The organism is Dermacoccus abyssi (assembly GCF_003515945.1).
GTDB classification, from domain to species: domain Bacteria; phylum Actinomycetota; class Actinomycetes; order Actinomycetales; family Dermatophilaceae; genus Dermacoccus; species Dermacoccus abyssi.
In genome coordinates this window covers 58,776-71,585 of the sequence record NZ_QWLM01000002.1, presented here as the reverse complement: position 1 = coordinate 71,585, position 12,810 = coordinate 58,776, and the positions used below count along the sequence as shown (strand labels likewise).

Here is a 12,810-nt window from a genome sequence, read left to right as displayed (position 1 = left end):
CGCATGGAACCGGTCTACACCTCCGTCATCGGCCTGGCCCGCACGCTCTTCGCCGGCCAGGGCTTGAAGTTCACCCTCCTCGGTGAGGACAACGTGCCGCGCACCGGCGGCGCCGTCGTCATGATGAACCACCTGTCGTACATGGACTTCACGTACGCCGGCTTCCCCGCGCGCAAGCACAAGCGCCTCATCCGCTTCATGGCGAAGAAGGAGGTCTTCGACAACAAGATCTCCGGTCCGCTCATGCGCGCCATGAAGCACATCGCCGTCGAGCGCGGCAACGGTGCCGCGAGCTACCGGGCAGCGGTCGACGCTCTCAAGGCGGGAGAGATCGTCGGCATCTTCCCGGAGGAGACGATCTCGCGCTCCTTCGAACTGAAGTCCTTCAAGTCCGGTGGCGTCCGCATGGCCAAGGAGGCCGGCGTTCCGATCCTTCCCATGATCATCTGGGGCTCCCAACGCGTGTGGACCAAGGGCAAGCCCAAGCGCATGGGCCGCACGAACACGCCCATCACGGTCGCCGTCGGTGAGCCGATGCACTACGACGAGGCGCTCAGCCCCGAGGAGAACACCGAGCGCGTCAAGACCGTCATGAAGACCATGCTCGACGAGATCCGCGCGGGCTACCCGAAGCTCAGCGGCAGCGACCTCGAGTTCCTGCCCGCGTCCATGGGCGGAACCGCCCCGACGCTCGAGGAGGCCGAGGCCGAGGACGCCCGCGTCGCCGCCGAGCGTCGCCGCAAGTTCGTCGAGAAGCAGCGCGAGAAGCGCGACTGATCTCGGCCAGGTGCCGAGCGAGGCGCTGACAGCCCCGGATTTCCGGGGTTGTCAGCGCCTCGTCCTAGGGTGAGGACATGTCGATCGACCACGTCGCCACTCGCGTCCTCGAAGCGCTCGCCGGCCCCGGAGCCGCCCTCCGCGACGATCAGCGCACCGCGGTCGAAGCGCTGTCCCGTCCGGGTGCCCGCGTCGTCGTCGTGCAGGCCACAGGCTGGGGCAAGTCCGCCGTCTACTGGGTCGCCACGGCAGCCTCCCGCGAACGAGGTGACGGTCCCACCCTCGTCGTCTCGCCACTGCTCAGCCTCATGCGCGACCAGGTCGCCGCCGCCTCCCGTGCCGGCCTGCGCGCCGCGGCCATCCACTCGGGCAACCTCGACTCGTGGAGCGAGATCGAGGCAGCCGTGGCCGCCGACGAGCTCGACGTTCTCCTCGTCTCACCCGAACGCCTCGCGAACCCGACCTTCGGCAAGCGCGTCATGAGCGGCCTCGCTGGGCGCCTCGGTCTCCTCGTCATCGACGAAGCCCACGCAGTCTCCGACTGGGGCCACGACTTCCGGCCCGACTACCGCCGCGTCGCCGACGTCCTGCGCGAACTGAACCCCCGCACGCCCGTGCTCGCCACCACGGCTACCGCAAACGAGCGTGTCACCGAGGACCTGGCGGCCCAGCTGGGGGAGTCGGCCCTCGTGCTACGCGGTCCGCTGGCCCGATCGTCCCTCCACCTCGCGGTGCTCCCGGAGATGACGGCGCTCCAGCGCTACGCGTGGGTCGTCGATCACCTCGCGTCACTGCCGGGCAGCGGCATCGTCTACACCCTCACCGTCGCGGACGCCGAGCGCCTGACGGCCGCCATCAAGGCGGCCCACGGCGATTCCCTTCCCGTCGAGGCCTACACAGGTCAGCTGGAAGCCGGTCAACGCGAGCACCTCGAGGACGCGCTACGGCGCAACGAGGTCAAGGCCCTCGTGGCCACGTCGGCCCTCGGGATGGGCTATGACAAGCCCGACCTCGGCTTCGTCGTCCACCTCGGCGCCCCGGCGTCGCCGGTCTCCTACTACCAGCACATCGGGCGAGCCGGGCGAGCCATCGAGCACGCCGTCGTCGCGCTGTTGCCAGCGGCCGGTGACGAACACATCTGGGACTACTTCGCCACGGCCACCATCCCGCGCAAGGACCAGGTCGAGTCCCTCCTCACCGCAATGCGTGCCTCCGACGGGCCGATGAGCGTTCCGGCCCTCGACGCCGAAACAGGCATCCGCCGTACCCGCGTCGAACTGCTGCTCAAACAACTCGCGGTCGACGGTGTGGTCGAGCGCAGCGCGGACGGCTGGAGCGCCACCGGCGTCCAGTGGACGTTCGACGAGGAGCACTACAAGGGCGTCATCGCCACGCGTGAGCGTGAGGCCGACATCATGCGCAGCTACATCGCAGGCCGCGAATGCCTCATGAAGCTGCTGCGTACGGCCCTCGACGACCCGGAGGCCGAGAACTGCGGCCGATGCTCCGTCTGCCTCGGGCGTCTGCCCGAACCGCTGAGCGCCGACGTCGACGCCGCCACGGTCGAGCGCATCGCCGCCGTGTTGCGCGCGGAGACCATCACGCTCGAACCCCGCAAGATGTGGCCAGGTGGCCCCTTCGGGGCCCGTGGGCGCATTCCGGCGGAACTGGGAGCAGATCCGGGGCGGGTCATCATTCACGCCGACGCTGCCGAGTGGGAGGACGAACGCCGCGAGGATGCCCGCGCCGGTGGAAGCGAGCCACCCTCGCAGGCGCTCCGGGACTCGACGGTGCGTGTCCTCGCGGCCTGGGCGTCCACCTGGCGCCGCCGCCCGAGCTGCGTCATCGCGCTTCCCACACGCACCGCATCGGCCGCCGTCGCCACGGCGCGCGTCGAGGGCCTCGCCGAGCACCTGGGCGAGGTAGGCAATCTGCCCGTGGCGACGTGGAACGGCGTCCCGCCGGACACCCAGGGGCTCTCCGGAGCACAGGTTGCTGCGGCGTGGCGTGACGCCTTGGCCACGACGGGTTTCCCCGACGTGGCCGGCGCGAGCGTTCTCCTCGTCGTCGACACGACAAACACGACGTGGGAGCCCACCGTCGCCGCGGCGAGCCTGCGCGAAGCCGGTGCCGATGTCGTCCTTCCGCTCGTCATCCACCGCGCGGTCGGCTGACGTGGCGTGCGTCGAATCGCCGGTCGCCCGGCCTCGGTTCTAAGGTGACGTTCATGCGTGCACTCACCGTCGTACCCCTGAAGGCCGACTCCCTCGCCGTCACCGACATGCCCGACCCGAACCGTGGTGACGACGAGCTCCTCGTCGAAGGCCTCGCGCTCGGCGTATGCGGCACCGATCACGAAATCTCCGAAGGCGCCTACGGCTGGGCCCCCGACGGTGCCGAGCGCCTCATCCTCGGCCACGAGTCCCTCGGGCGCGTCCTCGAAGCTCCCGAAGGCAGCGAGTTCGCACCGGGTGACCTCGTCGTCGGCATCGTGCGTATGCCCGACCCCCAGCCCTGCGTCGCGTGCGCCCACGACGAGTGGGACATGTGCCGCAACGGCGAGTACACCGAGCACGGCATCAAGCAGATCCACGGCTTCGGTTCGAGGCGCTGGAACATTCCCGCCGAACACGCCGTGAAGCTCGCACCCAACCTCGAGAAGGTCGGTGTCCTTCTCGAACCGACCACCGTGGTCGCCAAGGCGTGGGAGCAGGTCGAGCGCATCGGCTCGCGCGCCTACTTCGACCCCAAGAAGGTGCTCGTCACCGGCGCCGGCCCCATCGGTCTCCTCGGCGCCCTCATCGGCGTTCAGAAGGGCCTCGAGGTCTACGTCCTCGACCGTGCCACCGAGGGCATCAAACCCGAACTCGTCGAAGCGCTCGGCGCGCACTACGTCACGGGCGATGCCGTCGAGCAGATGACGACCATCGCCCCCGACGTCGTCATCGAAGCCACCGGTGCCGTGCCCGTCATCTCGGCCGTGCTGGCCAACAACGTGCCCTACGGCATCGTCTGCCTCACCGGAATCTCGGCTCCGCACGAGTCCGAGGTCGACCTCGGGTTCATCAACCGTGACCTCGTGCTCGACAACGGCGTCGTCGTCGGCTCCGTCAACGCCAACCGCCGCCACTACGAAGAGGCCGCCGCAGTGCTCGACCGTGCGGACAACGCGTGGCTCGAGCGTCTCATCACGCGCCGGGTGCCGCTGGAGGACTTCGCGCAGGCCTTCGAGCGTCAGGACGGCGACGTCAAGGTGGTTCTCGACCTCACGTGAGAAGCGACCCCAGCATTCTGCACGTCGACCTCGACGCCTTCTTCGCGTCGGTCGAACAGCGGGACAAGCCCAGTCTGCGTGGGCGACCAGTCGTCGTCGGCGGCACCGGGATGCGTGGGGTCGTCTCGACGGCGTCGTACGAGGCCAGGGTCTACGGTGCCCGCAGCGCGATGAGCACGGCGGAGGCGCGTGCTATCTGCCCCGCCGGAACGGCGTTCCTCTCCCCGCGCTTCGAGGCGTACCGCAAGTCGTCCCTCGTCGTCATGGATCTGCTGCGTGAGCTGTCGCCGCTCGTGGAGCAGGTCTCCATCGACGAGGCGTACGTCGATCTACGGGGCGCCGACCTGGAGGATCTGGAGGTCGACACCGTCCGGAAGCGACTCGAGCGCCTCGACGCCGACATCCGGGAGGCGACCGGCGGCCTCACGGCCAGTGCCGGTGCGGCCACCTCGAAGATGCTCGCGAAGATCGGCTCGGACCTCGACAAACCGAACGGCATCACGATCGTCGCGCCGGGGGAGGAGAAGAGCGTCCTCGAACCGATGAGTGTGCGGGCGATCAGCGGCGTGGGGCCGGCCACGGCGGCCCGGCTGCGGACGTTCGGGGTCGAGACGGTCGGCGACCTGCGGCGCATGACCGACACCGACCTCGTCAGCGTGTTCGGCGAACGGCACGGGCGCTCCCTCTTCGCGCTGGCGCGGGCCCGTGACGACCGCGAGCTCACGCTCTCGCGCGAGGCCAAGAGCATCTCGAACGAGGAAACCTTCGAACGTGACGTGCACGAGCGTCACGTCCTGCACCGCGAGATCGAGCGCATCGCCGAATCGGTCGGGGCGCGCGCCGAGAAGGCCGGTGTCTTCGGCCGAACCGTCCACCTCAAGGTGAGGCTTCCCGACTTCACGGCCCTGACGCGCAGCTTCACGACCACCTCACCGACACGGGACGCCGACGTCATCGCGCGAACCGCCACACGCTTGCTCGACGGGCTCGATCTGCCTCAGGGTGTGCGCCTGCTCGGCGTCGGTCTCAGCGGGTTCGTAGCGCACGCCCAGACGGGACTGTTCGATCTCGAGACCTCGGCCGACGACGAGACCGAGTACCCGGAGGTCTTCGCACCGTCACCGCAGGACGAACCCGCCCACGGCAGTGACGCCATCGATCTCTCGACGCGCTTCAGCCCGTCGCCAGAGCGCCGCTGGCGTACCGGAATGGACGTCCACCACCCCGATCACGGCAACGGCTGGGTCTGGGGCTCCGGGCGCTCGCGCGTCACGGTTCGCTTCGAGGGGCCGACCACCCCGCCGGGACCGGTGCACACCTTCGCCGTGGACGACGAGGCCCTCTCACCAGCAGAAGCGCCGAGCTGGACGTAGATCACGTCTCAGCTGGGCGCTTCGCCGGTTGTTCTTCGGACTGTCAGTCGGCAGTCACGCCCAGGGCCGCCGCCAAAGCGGCCGGAGCCTTCGCCTCCTCCGCGCGCCCCTGCCGCTGCAGCGTTCGCGCGAGAAGCATGGCGGCGTAGCCGTTCGTCGGCTGATCGCTCATGACGGCACGAGCGGTGCTCTCGGCGAGATCCAGCCGGGCCGAGTGGTAGTAGGCGCGGGCGAGCAGTTCACGCACGTCGCCGAGACCGTGGCGGTGGTCGACCGGCTGGCCCAGGATCCATTCGAGCCGCTCGGCGGCATCGACGTAACGGCGGCGTTCGAAGTCACGCAGGGCACCCTCGTACTCGACGCGGGCGTCGGTGCGCACGGGGGTGAAGTCGCTCCACGGGTAATTCGTCATCGAAGGCCTCCTGACCGATCGGTCGATGTTCTGAGATGTAAGACAATCGTTAGGGTTTCGCATTCCCGACCCCAGTCGGACCACGTACGGTGGGCCGCAAGCGCATTGACGGCCAACCCTTGGGAGCGGAACACGATGAACGGCAGTGCATGGCTGATGTGGCTCGGCGTCGCGCTCGCGATGGCGGCCGTGGAGGCCGTCACGGTGGACTTCGTGTTCATCATGCTCGCGATCGGCGCTCTCGCCGGCGCCCTGGCCTCCTTCCTCGGCGCAGGGTTCGTCCTCAGCGCGGTCGTCGCGGTCGCTGTCGCAGTGGGCCTCCTGTTCACGCTGCGCCCGGCCCTGCGCAAGCGTCTGCGCCCCAAGCGTGACAACAGGGACATCGGCCCGACGTCCGTCGTCGGCCTCACCGGCTACGTCGTCGAGCCTGTGTCCGACACGGCCGGCCTGGTCAAGGTCCACGGTGACCTGTGGACCGCGCGTACCGACGTTCGCACGACGCTGCCGCTCGGCTCGTCCGTTCAGGTCGTCGAACTGCAGGGCGCCACCCTGCTCGTCGACCCGGCCAGCCCCGGCGCCCACTACTGATCGCGCGCCACCACAGTCCGAAGCACACACACTGCCGGGCACCCGAACCGGCGGGGGAGGGAACACCATGTCACCAGGACTCATCGCCGTCCTGCTGCTCGTCCTGTTCGTCGTCGTCGTCCTCATGCGGACGGTGCGCATCGTGCCGCAGCAGACGGCGCAGATCATCGAGCGCCTCGGTTCGTACAACCGCACCCTGACCGACGGTCTGCACATCCTCGTGCCGTTCATCGACCGCGTCCGCGCGAACATCGACCTGCGCGAGCAGGTCGTCACCTTCCCGCCGCAGCCGGTCATCACGAGCGACAACCTCGTCGTGAGCATCGACACCGTCATCTACTACTCGGTGACCGACCCGAAATCGGCCGTGTACGAGATCGAGAACTTCATCCAGGGCATCGAGCAGCTCACGGTCACGACGCTGCGTAACGTCATCGGTTCGCTCGACCTCGAGCAGACCCTGACCTCGCGCGACCAGATCAACGGCCAGCTGCGCGGCGTGCTCGACGAGGCGACCGGGCGCTGGGGCATCCGCGTCAACCGCGTGGAGCTCAAGGCCATCGACCCGCCGGCTTCGGTGCAGGACTCGATGGAGAAGCAGATGCGCGCCGAGCGTGACCGCCGCGCCGCCATCCTCAACGCCGAGGGTTTCAAGCAGTCGCAGATCCTCACGGCCGAGGGTGAGAAGCAGTCTTCGATCCTCAAGGCCGAGGGTGAGGCCCAGGCAGCCATCCTCAAGGCACAGGGTGAGGCCCGCGCCATCCAGCAGGTCTTCGACGCCATCCACCGGGGCAAGCCGACGCAGCGTCTGCTCGCTTACCAGTACCTGCAGACACTGCCGCAGCTCGCTCAGGGCGACTCGAACAAGATGTGGGTCATCCCTTCCGAGGTCACGGACGCTCTGCGCGGCATCTCGAGCGCCCTCGGCGGCGACGCCGGTCGCCCGGGAGACAACGACGACGAGGAATGGGTCGACCCCGGCACGAGCGACACCAACGCGTTCGCCGACACCACCCTCGAGGACCCGGAGGTCGCTCTGGCGAACGCCCGCGGTGAGGCCAACCAGGCCACGACCGAGGCGGAGCGCAACACGCAGACGGCCGCTCGCCCCGTGCGAGCTGCTGCTCCGTCAGCCGCCGAAGATGCCCCGAGCGAAGTCGAGCGCCAGCAGATCGCGTCCTCGCCGCACGTGGCTGCTCCCACGTTCGACGAGGCTGCAGGCTCGCCGGAGCCGGCACCGCAGGAGGTGCGCGAGGAGCGTCCCGTGCGCGCGCCGCTGCCAGGTGTGAACCGCGACGAGCAGGGGAATCCCAACGCCTGACGTATGACGTTTCGACGTCGTCAGCCCGCGAACGGCCCGCCGACATCACCGTCTCGGCGGGCCGTGGCGCACCCCCAGGATCTCGATGTGCATTCGCCGGAATCGCCTGGTAATGTTTTCCCTCGTTGGAAGGACGCGGAAGCGGCCGGAAAATACCACCTGTCCGGGTGGCGGAATGGCAGACGCGCTAGCTTGAGGTGCTAGTGTCCTTTATCGGACGTGGGGGTTCAAGTCCCCCCTCGGACACACCGCGAAGCGGCTCGATGAGAGATCATCGGGCCGCTTTTTCGTGCCCGGAAACGGGTGGCAGAGTAGGAGCATGACTTCTGCAGCCGCCGAAAGCGACGTCCTTCGTATCTGCCGTGACCTCATTCGCATCGACACGAGCAACTACGGCCCCGGGGTCGAGGGGCCGGGGGAGCGCGAGGCGGCCGAGTACGTCGTCAGTCAGCTGCAGGAGGTCGGCCTCGAGCCCGAGTTGTTCGAGAGCGAGAAGGGCCGCGCTAACGTCGTCGTCCGCATCCCCGGTGAGGACTCCGAGCGCGGGGCTCTCGTCGTCCACGGGCACCTCGACGTCGTTCCGGCGGAAGCGGCCGACTGGACCCACGACCCCTTCGCGGCAGACCTGGCCGACGGGTGCGTCTGGGGTCGCGGCGCCATCGACATGAAGGACATGGACGCCATGATCCTCGCGACGGTGCGTGACTTCGCCCGCCGCAGCGTCAAGCCGTCTCGAGACCTCGTCGTTGCCTTCTTCGCCGACGAGGAAGCCGGGGGAGTGCTCGGCTCACACTGGGCCGTCGACAACCGCCCCGAACTCTTCGACGGCGCCACCGAAGCCATCAGCGAGGTGGGCGGCTACTCCGTCACCGTGCCGGCAGCCTCCGGTGGTGACCAGCGGGCCTACCTGCTCCAGACCGCGGAAAAGGGCATCCGGTGGCTGCGCCTCACCGCCCACGGACGCGCCGGACACGGCAGCGTGCCGAACGACGAGAACGCCATCGTCCGACTCGCGCAGGCCATCACGCGCATCGACGCCCACGTGTGGCCGCGCCAGTACATCGCGAGTGTGCGCGCCCTCCTCGACGGTCTGTCGACCACCACGGGCATCACGTACGCCGACGACGACAACACCGCCCTGCTGTCCACGATCGGCGGGGCTCGCGGCTTCGTCGAAGGCACCCTGGCGAACACGTCGAACGTGACGATGCTTGCGGCGGGGTACAAGCAGAACGTCATTCCTCAGACGGCATCGGTCAACGTCGACTGTCGCTTCCTGCCCGGCCACGAGGACGAGCTCATGGGGGTCATCGAGGAACTCGCCGGTGAGTACGTGACGGTCGAGACGTTGCACCGGGACATTGCGCTCGACGCGCCGTTCGAGACGGACCTCGTCGAGCGGATGAAGTCGGCTCTGCGCGCCGAGGACCCGGGCTGTGAAGTGCTGCCGTACTGCCTCTCGGGCGGCACGGACAACAAGGCGCTCAAGGAACTCGGCATCACCGGCTACGGGTTCGCACCCCTGCGTCTGCCGGCCGACCTCGACTTCGCCCCGATGTTCCACGGCATCGACGAGCGCGTGCCGGTCGAGAGCCTGGAATTCGGTCAGCGCGTCCTGGCGCGCTTCCTCACCGACTGCTGAGCGGCTCGCGGCTCCGCCCGACACGACAGGAGTCAGAGCAGGCCGCCGGGGGACTCGCGGCGCATGCGAATGATGCGCCGGCGCAGCCAGACCCGACGCATTCCGCCGAGGTAGAGGCGCGTGCGCGCGAGTTCCCAGTGCCCGTACTCCGCCTCGTCGGTGAGGGCCTGTCGGATATCTCCGCGGCTCGTGCCGCGCTCGAAGGTGAGCGTGCGGTATTCGTACTCGGGCATCTGCACATTCTGCCGCGTTCGCGGTAGCGTTTTCCACATGACCGCAGACCCGCGCGCAGCTCTGGAAACACTCACGAGCGCCTTCGAACGTCACCTCGAAGCATGTTCCGGACGACGGGGAGAGAACGACCCCGCGGTCGTCGCCGCCTACCAGGCGTTGGCCGATGCCTTTGAGGACTACGACGACGCCCTCATGGACGCCTTCAACGAAGTCACACCGCTCGAGGTGTACTCGGAGGAGGACTTCGACGAGGAAGACGACGAAGATGACGACGACGAGTACGACGAGGAAGACCTCGACGACGAAGACGAGGACGACGAGCACTGAGCGGCGCGCGTCATAGTGCAATGACGCTCCGAACATGAGGAAGGCCCGCCGGCAACGGCGGGCCTTCCTCATGTCTAGTGTCGCGAGGCGACTCAGCGGGTGCGCGAGACCTCGTCGAGGACGGCAAGGATCTCGTCGGGGACGACGAGTTGGCCCGCACGCAGGAGCACGCGCATCTGCGCTGGTGTTCGCGCACCGACCATGAGGGCGTCGAGTCCCTCCTGCCGCAACTGCCAGGCGAGGGCCAGTTCGCTCGGGTGCACGCCCAGCCCCTCGGCGGCGGTGGCGAGCGACTCGACGACGGAGCGCGCCGAGGCACCGAAGTGACGGGGCTGGAGCGGGACGACACCGGCGGCCCTGCGCGAGTCCGCCGGGGTTCCGTGGCGGTACTTGCCGGTCAAGGCCCCTCCCGCGAGAGCGCTTCCGCCGAGCACACCGTGGCCCCGAGTCCGAGCTGCGTCGACCACGTCGGTGTCCGCAGAACGCTCGAGCAGGCTGTACTCGGTGGCGTGCGCCGCGAGACGGATGCGCCGCGTGGCCAGCTCGTGGCTGAGATCCACTGCGCGCCAGGCCGGTACATCGCCGACACCGACGTAGGTGGCGCGCCCTGAGGTCAACGCCCACTCCATCGTCTCGGCCACCTCGGCGCTCGGCGTCACGCCGTCGAAGCCGTCGACCAGCCACAGGTCGAGGTGCTCAGTGCCGAGGCGGGCCAGCGACGCGTCGAGGCCCGCCATGAGCGCCCGACGCGACGTGTCGCCGCTACTACCGGGCACCGGCACACTGTGCGAGCCGCGCCCGGAACGTGCGATGAGAAACACTTCGTCACGCGCATGGCGGCCGCCGACGATCTCACCGAGAAGTTCCTCGGCCACGCCGCCGTCCGTGTCACCGACCTCGAGGGTGAAGCCACCGGCGTCACGGTAGGTGTCGACGACCTCGGCGCCCCGTTCGGCGTCGACGCTGCCGCCCCACCCGGAGACACCGAGGACGACACGACTCACCCGGGCGCCGCTCGCGCCGAGGGTCGCGACGTCCACGTGCGGTCGGTCGTCGTGCAGGTGCGTCAGTGAGCTCACAGCCATCCTGTTCTCTTGAAGGTGCGCCACAGGAGCACACACGCGGTGACGAGGACGGCGAGCACGACGTAGTAGCCGTAGTAGAACTCGCTGCCGCCGACATTCACCGATGCTTCCAGCTCCGGCATCGAGTGGAAGTTCATGCCGTAGATGCCCGCCAACATCGTCGGGACGGACGCGATCGCGACCCAGGCCGAGATCTTGCGCATGTCGTCGTTCTGGCGAACCGAGACCTGCGCGAGGTGGGCCGACAGGACATCCGACAGGAGCCGGTCGTAGGTCTCGATGTGCTCGTGGACGATGAGGAGGTGATCCTGGATGTCACGGAAGAAGGGCGAGAACTCGTCGGGCACGAAGCGTGCCGCGAGCAACCGCCGAGCGGGCTCGATGAGGGGCTGCACCGCCCAGCGCGCTTCGAGCAGTTCGCGCTTGAGCGCGTAGATCTCACCGACGTCCGTCGTCAGGCCGGGGGTGAACACGCGGTGCTCGATGGCGACGACGTCGTCACTCAACTCCTCGTCGATGGTGCGGTAGCGGTCGACCACCGCGTCCATGACGCTGTAGAGCACAGCCATCGGCCCCTTCTCGAGCATCGTGGGGTCGTGTTCGAGCGCAGATCGCACCTGCTCGAGGGGCGCGGGTTCACCCCGTCGCACCGTGACGACGAAGTGGGGGCCGACGAACGCCATGAGTTCACCGGTTTCGACGTCGGAACTCTCGTCGATGTAGCGCAGGGTGCGCATGACGACGAACGCCATGTGGCCGTAGATCTCGAACTTGGGTCGTTGGCCACCCTTGAGGGCATCCTCGACAGCGAGGGGGTGCAGCTCGAGTTCACGGGCGAAGTGTTCGAACTCGTCGGCCGTCGGATCCTTGAGGCCGATCCACAGGAAGCTGGACTCGTCGTCCCCTCGGGCCTGGAGTTCAGCGAGTTCGTCGCTGATGTCACCGCAGGGCAGGCGTTCGCCCCGGCGGTAGACGGCCTGGTCGATGATCACGGGCTCATTGTCCTCGACCATCCGGCCCGGCGCTGTCATTAGGCTGGCGGCGTGGCGACCCTCATCCTGCTCCGACACGGACGTACGACGGCCAACGCTTCAGGTGTTCTGGCCGGCTGGACGCCCGAAACCCACCTCGACGACACCGGCCGAACGCAAGCCTCCGCCATCGCCGAGTCGATCTCCGCGGCAACGACTCCCGTACGCCTCGTGACGTCGCCGCTCGTGCGCTGTCGCGAGACGGCAGCCCCGCTCGCGGAGCGCACCGGCTTGGTGCCCGAGGAACATGACGGCATCGGCGAGTGCCGCTACGGAGCGTGGACGGGGCGCCCACTCGTCGAGTTGGCGAAGGAACCGCTGTGGAAGGACGTCCAGGAGGCCCCCTCCGGCGTCACCTTTCCGCCCAGCGACGCGTTCGAGCACGAGTCGATGCGCGACATGCAGCGTAGGGCCGTCGAGACCGTCCGCGGGATCGACGCCGGGGTCGAGCAGGCCCACGGCGCGAGTGCCACGTGGGTTGCCGTGAGCCACGGCGACGTCATCAAGGCGGTGCTCGCCGACGCTCTGGGCACACCGCTCGACGACTTCCAGCGGATCGTCGCCTCGCCCGCCTCGGTCAGCATCGTGCGCTACACGTCGTCACGGCCGTTCGTCCTCCTCATGAACCACACCCACGGCGGGCTGCGTGACGTGCTCACCCACCAGGCGACGAGCGGCTCGGACGCCACCGTCGGCGGATCGAGGGGCGTCACGGACACCGCGTCTGGACAGCGCAATTAGGCTGG

13 protein-coding genes and 1 tRNA gene are annotated in these 12,810 nt (G+C 68.5%); 10 read left to right on the top strand and 4 right to left on the bottom strand.

The window, feature by feature from the left end:
- Nucleotides 1-3 precede the first annotated feature (3 nt).
- The 4 genes from D1832_RS01975 (at nt 4) to D1832_RS01960 (ending at nt 5,424) form a co-directional block, all read left to right on the top strand.
- On the top strand, nt 4-777 hold the full coding sequence (locus D1832_RS01975; RefSeq protein WP_118912386.1) for a lysophospholipid acyltransferase family protein: 774 nt from the start codon (nt 4-6) through the stop codon (nt 775-777).
- Between the two features lie 77 nt (nt 778-854).
- Nucleotides 855-2,951 carry a RecQ family ATP-dependent DNA helicase gene (locus D1832_RS01970; RefSeq protein ID WP_118912385.1) on the top strand — a complete coding sequence of 699 codons (2,097 nt, stop codon included), beginning with the start codon at nt 855-857 and terminating at the stop codon, nt 2,949-2,951.
- Nucleotides 2,952-3,004: 53 nt separating this feature from the next.
- Nucleotides 3,005-4,051 (top strand): glucose 1-dehydrogenase, encoded by a 1,047-nt coding sequence (locus tag D1832_RS01965; protein WP_118912559.1) that lies wholly within the window; start codon nt 3,005-3,007, stop codon nt 4,049-4,051.
- Nucleotides 4,048-5,424: a DNA polymerase IV gene (locus D1832_RS01960; RefSeq protein WP_118912384.1), complete on the top strand. Its 1,377-nt coding sequence runs from the start codon at nt 4,048-4,050 to the stop codon at nt 5,422-5,424. Before D1832_RS01965 ends, D1832_RS01960 begins: the two co-directional genes overlap by 4 nt.
- 43 nt (nt 5,425-5,467) lie before the next feature.
- Here D1832_RS01960 and D1832_RS01955 read toward each other — a convergent pair whose 3' ends face one another.
- The gene (locus D1832_RS01955; protein ID WP_118912383.1) at nt 5,468-5,836 is read right to left on the bottom strand and encodes a tetratricopeptide repeat protein; all 369 of its coding nucleotides are present in this window, start codon (nt 5,834-5,836) and stop codon (nt 5,468-5,470) included.
- 135 nt (nt 5,837-5,971) lie between these two features.
- Between D1832_RS01955 and D1832_RS01950 the strand changes: the two genes are divergently transcribed.
- The 4 genes from D1832_RS01950 (at nt 5,972) to D1832_RS01935 (ending at nt 9,387) form a co-directional block, all read left to right on the top strand.
- Nucleotides 5,972-6,424, top strand: a complete 453-nt coding sequence (locus D1832_RS01950) for an NfeD family protein (protein WP_047312822.1) — start codon at nt 5,972-5,974, stop codon at nt 6,422-6,424.
- Between the two features lie 67 nt (nt 6,425-6,491).
- Nucleotides 6,492-7,745, top strand: coding sequence for an SPFH domain-containing protein (locus tag D1832_RS01945; RefSeq protein WP_118912382.1), 1,254 nt, complete (start codon nt 6,492-6,494; stop codon nt 7,743-7,745).
- Nucleotides 7,746-7,906: 161 nt separating this feature from the next.
- A tRNA-Leu gene (locus D1832_RS01940) sits at nt 7,907-7,991 on the top strand.
- Between the two features lie 73 nt (nt 7,992-8,064).
- A complete protein-coding gene (locus D1832_RS01935; protein ID WP_118912381.1) occupies nt 8,065-9,387 on the top strand; it encodes a M20/M25/M40 family metallo-hydrolase in 1,323 nt (440 codons plus the stop codon).
- A gap of 32 nt (nt 9,388-9,419) precedes the next feature.
- Here D1832_RS01935 and D1832_RS01930 read toward each other — a convergent pair whose 3' ends face one another.
- On the bottom strand, nt 9,420-9,620 hold the full coding sequence (locus tag D1832_RS01930) for a DUF5703 family protein (RefSeq protein WP_047312900.1): 201 nt from the start codon (nt 9,618-9,620) through the stop codon (nt 9,420-9,422).
- Nucleotides 9,621-9,657: 37 nt separating this feature from the next.
- Here D1832_RS01930 and D1832_RS01925 point away from each other — a divergent pair, with 37 nt between their 5' ends.
- Nucleotides 9,658-9,948, top strand: a complete 291-nt coding sequence (locus D1832_RS01925; RefSeq protein WP_118912380.1) for a primosomal protein — start codon at nt 9,658-9,660, stop codon at nt 9,946-9,948.
- Between the two features lie 92 nt (nt 9,949-10,040).
- Here the strand turns inward: D1832_RS01925 and D1832_RS01920 are convergent, their stop codons facing one another.
- Both D1832_RS01920 and D1832_RS01915 read right to left on the bottom strand, forming a co-directional pair.
- Nucleotides 10,041-11,027, bottom strand: a complete 987-nt coding sequence (locus D1832_RS01920) for an aldo/keto reductase (protein ID WP_182434617.1) — start codon at nt 11,025-11,027, stop codon at nt 10,041-10,043.
- Nucleotides 11,024-12,025, bottom strand: a complete 1,002-nt coding sequence (locus D1832_RS01915) for a magnesium and cobalt transport protein CorA (RefSeq protein WP_047312901.1) — start codon at nt 12,023-12,025, stop codon at nt 11,024-11,026. The genes D1832_RS01920 and D1832_RS01915 overlap by 4 nt, the downstream gene beginning before the upstream one ends.
- A gap of 51 nt (nt 12,026-12,076) precedes the next feature.
- On the opposite strand from D1832_RS01915, the gene D1832_RS01910 reads away from it, so the two are divergent.
- Nucleotides 12,077-12,805 (top strand): MSMEG_4193 family putative phosphomutase, encoded by a 729-nt coding sequence (locus D1832_RS01910; protein ID WP_118912378.1) that lies wholly within the window; start codon nt 12,077-12,079, stop codon nt 12,803-12,805.
- Nucleotides 12,806-12,810 lie beyond the last annotated feature (5 nt).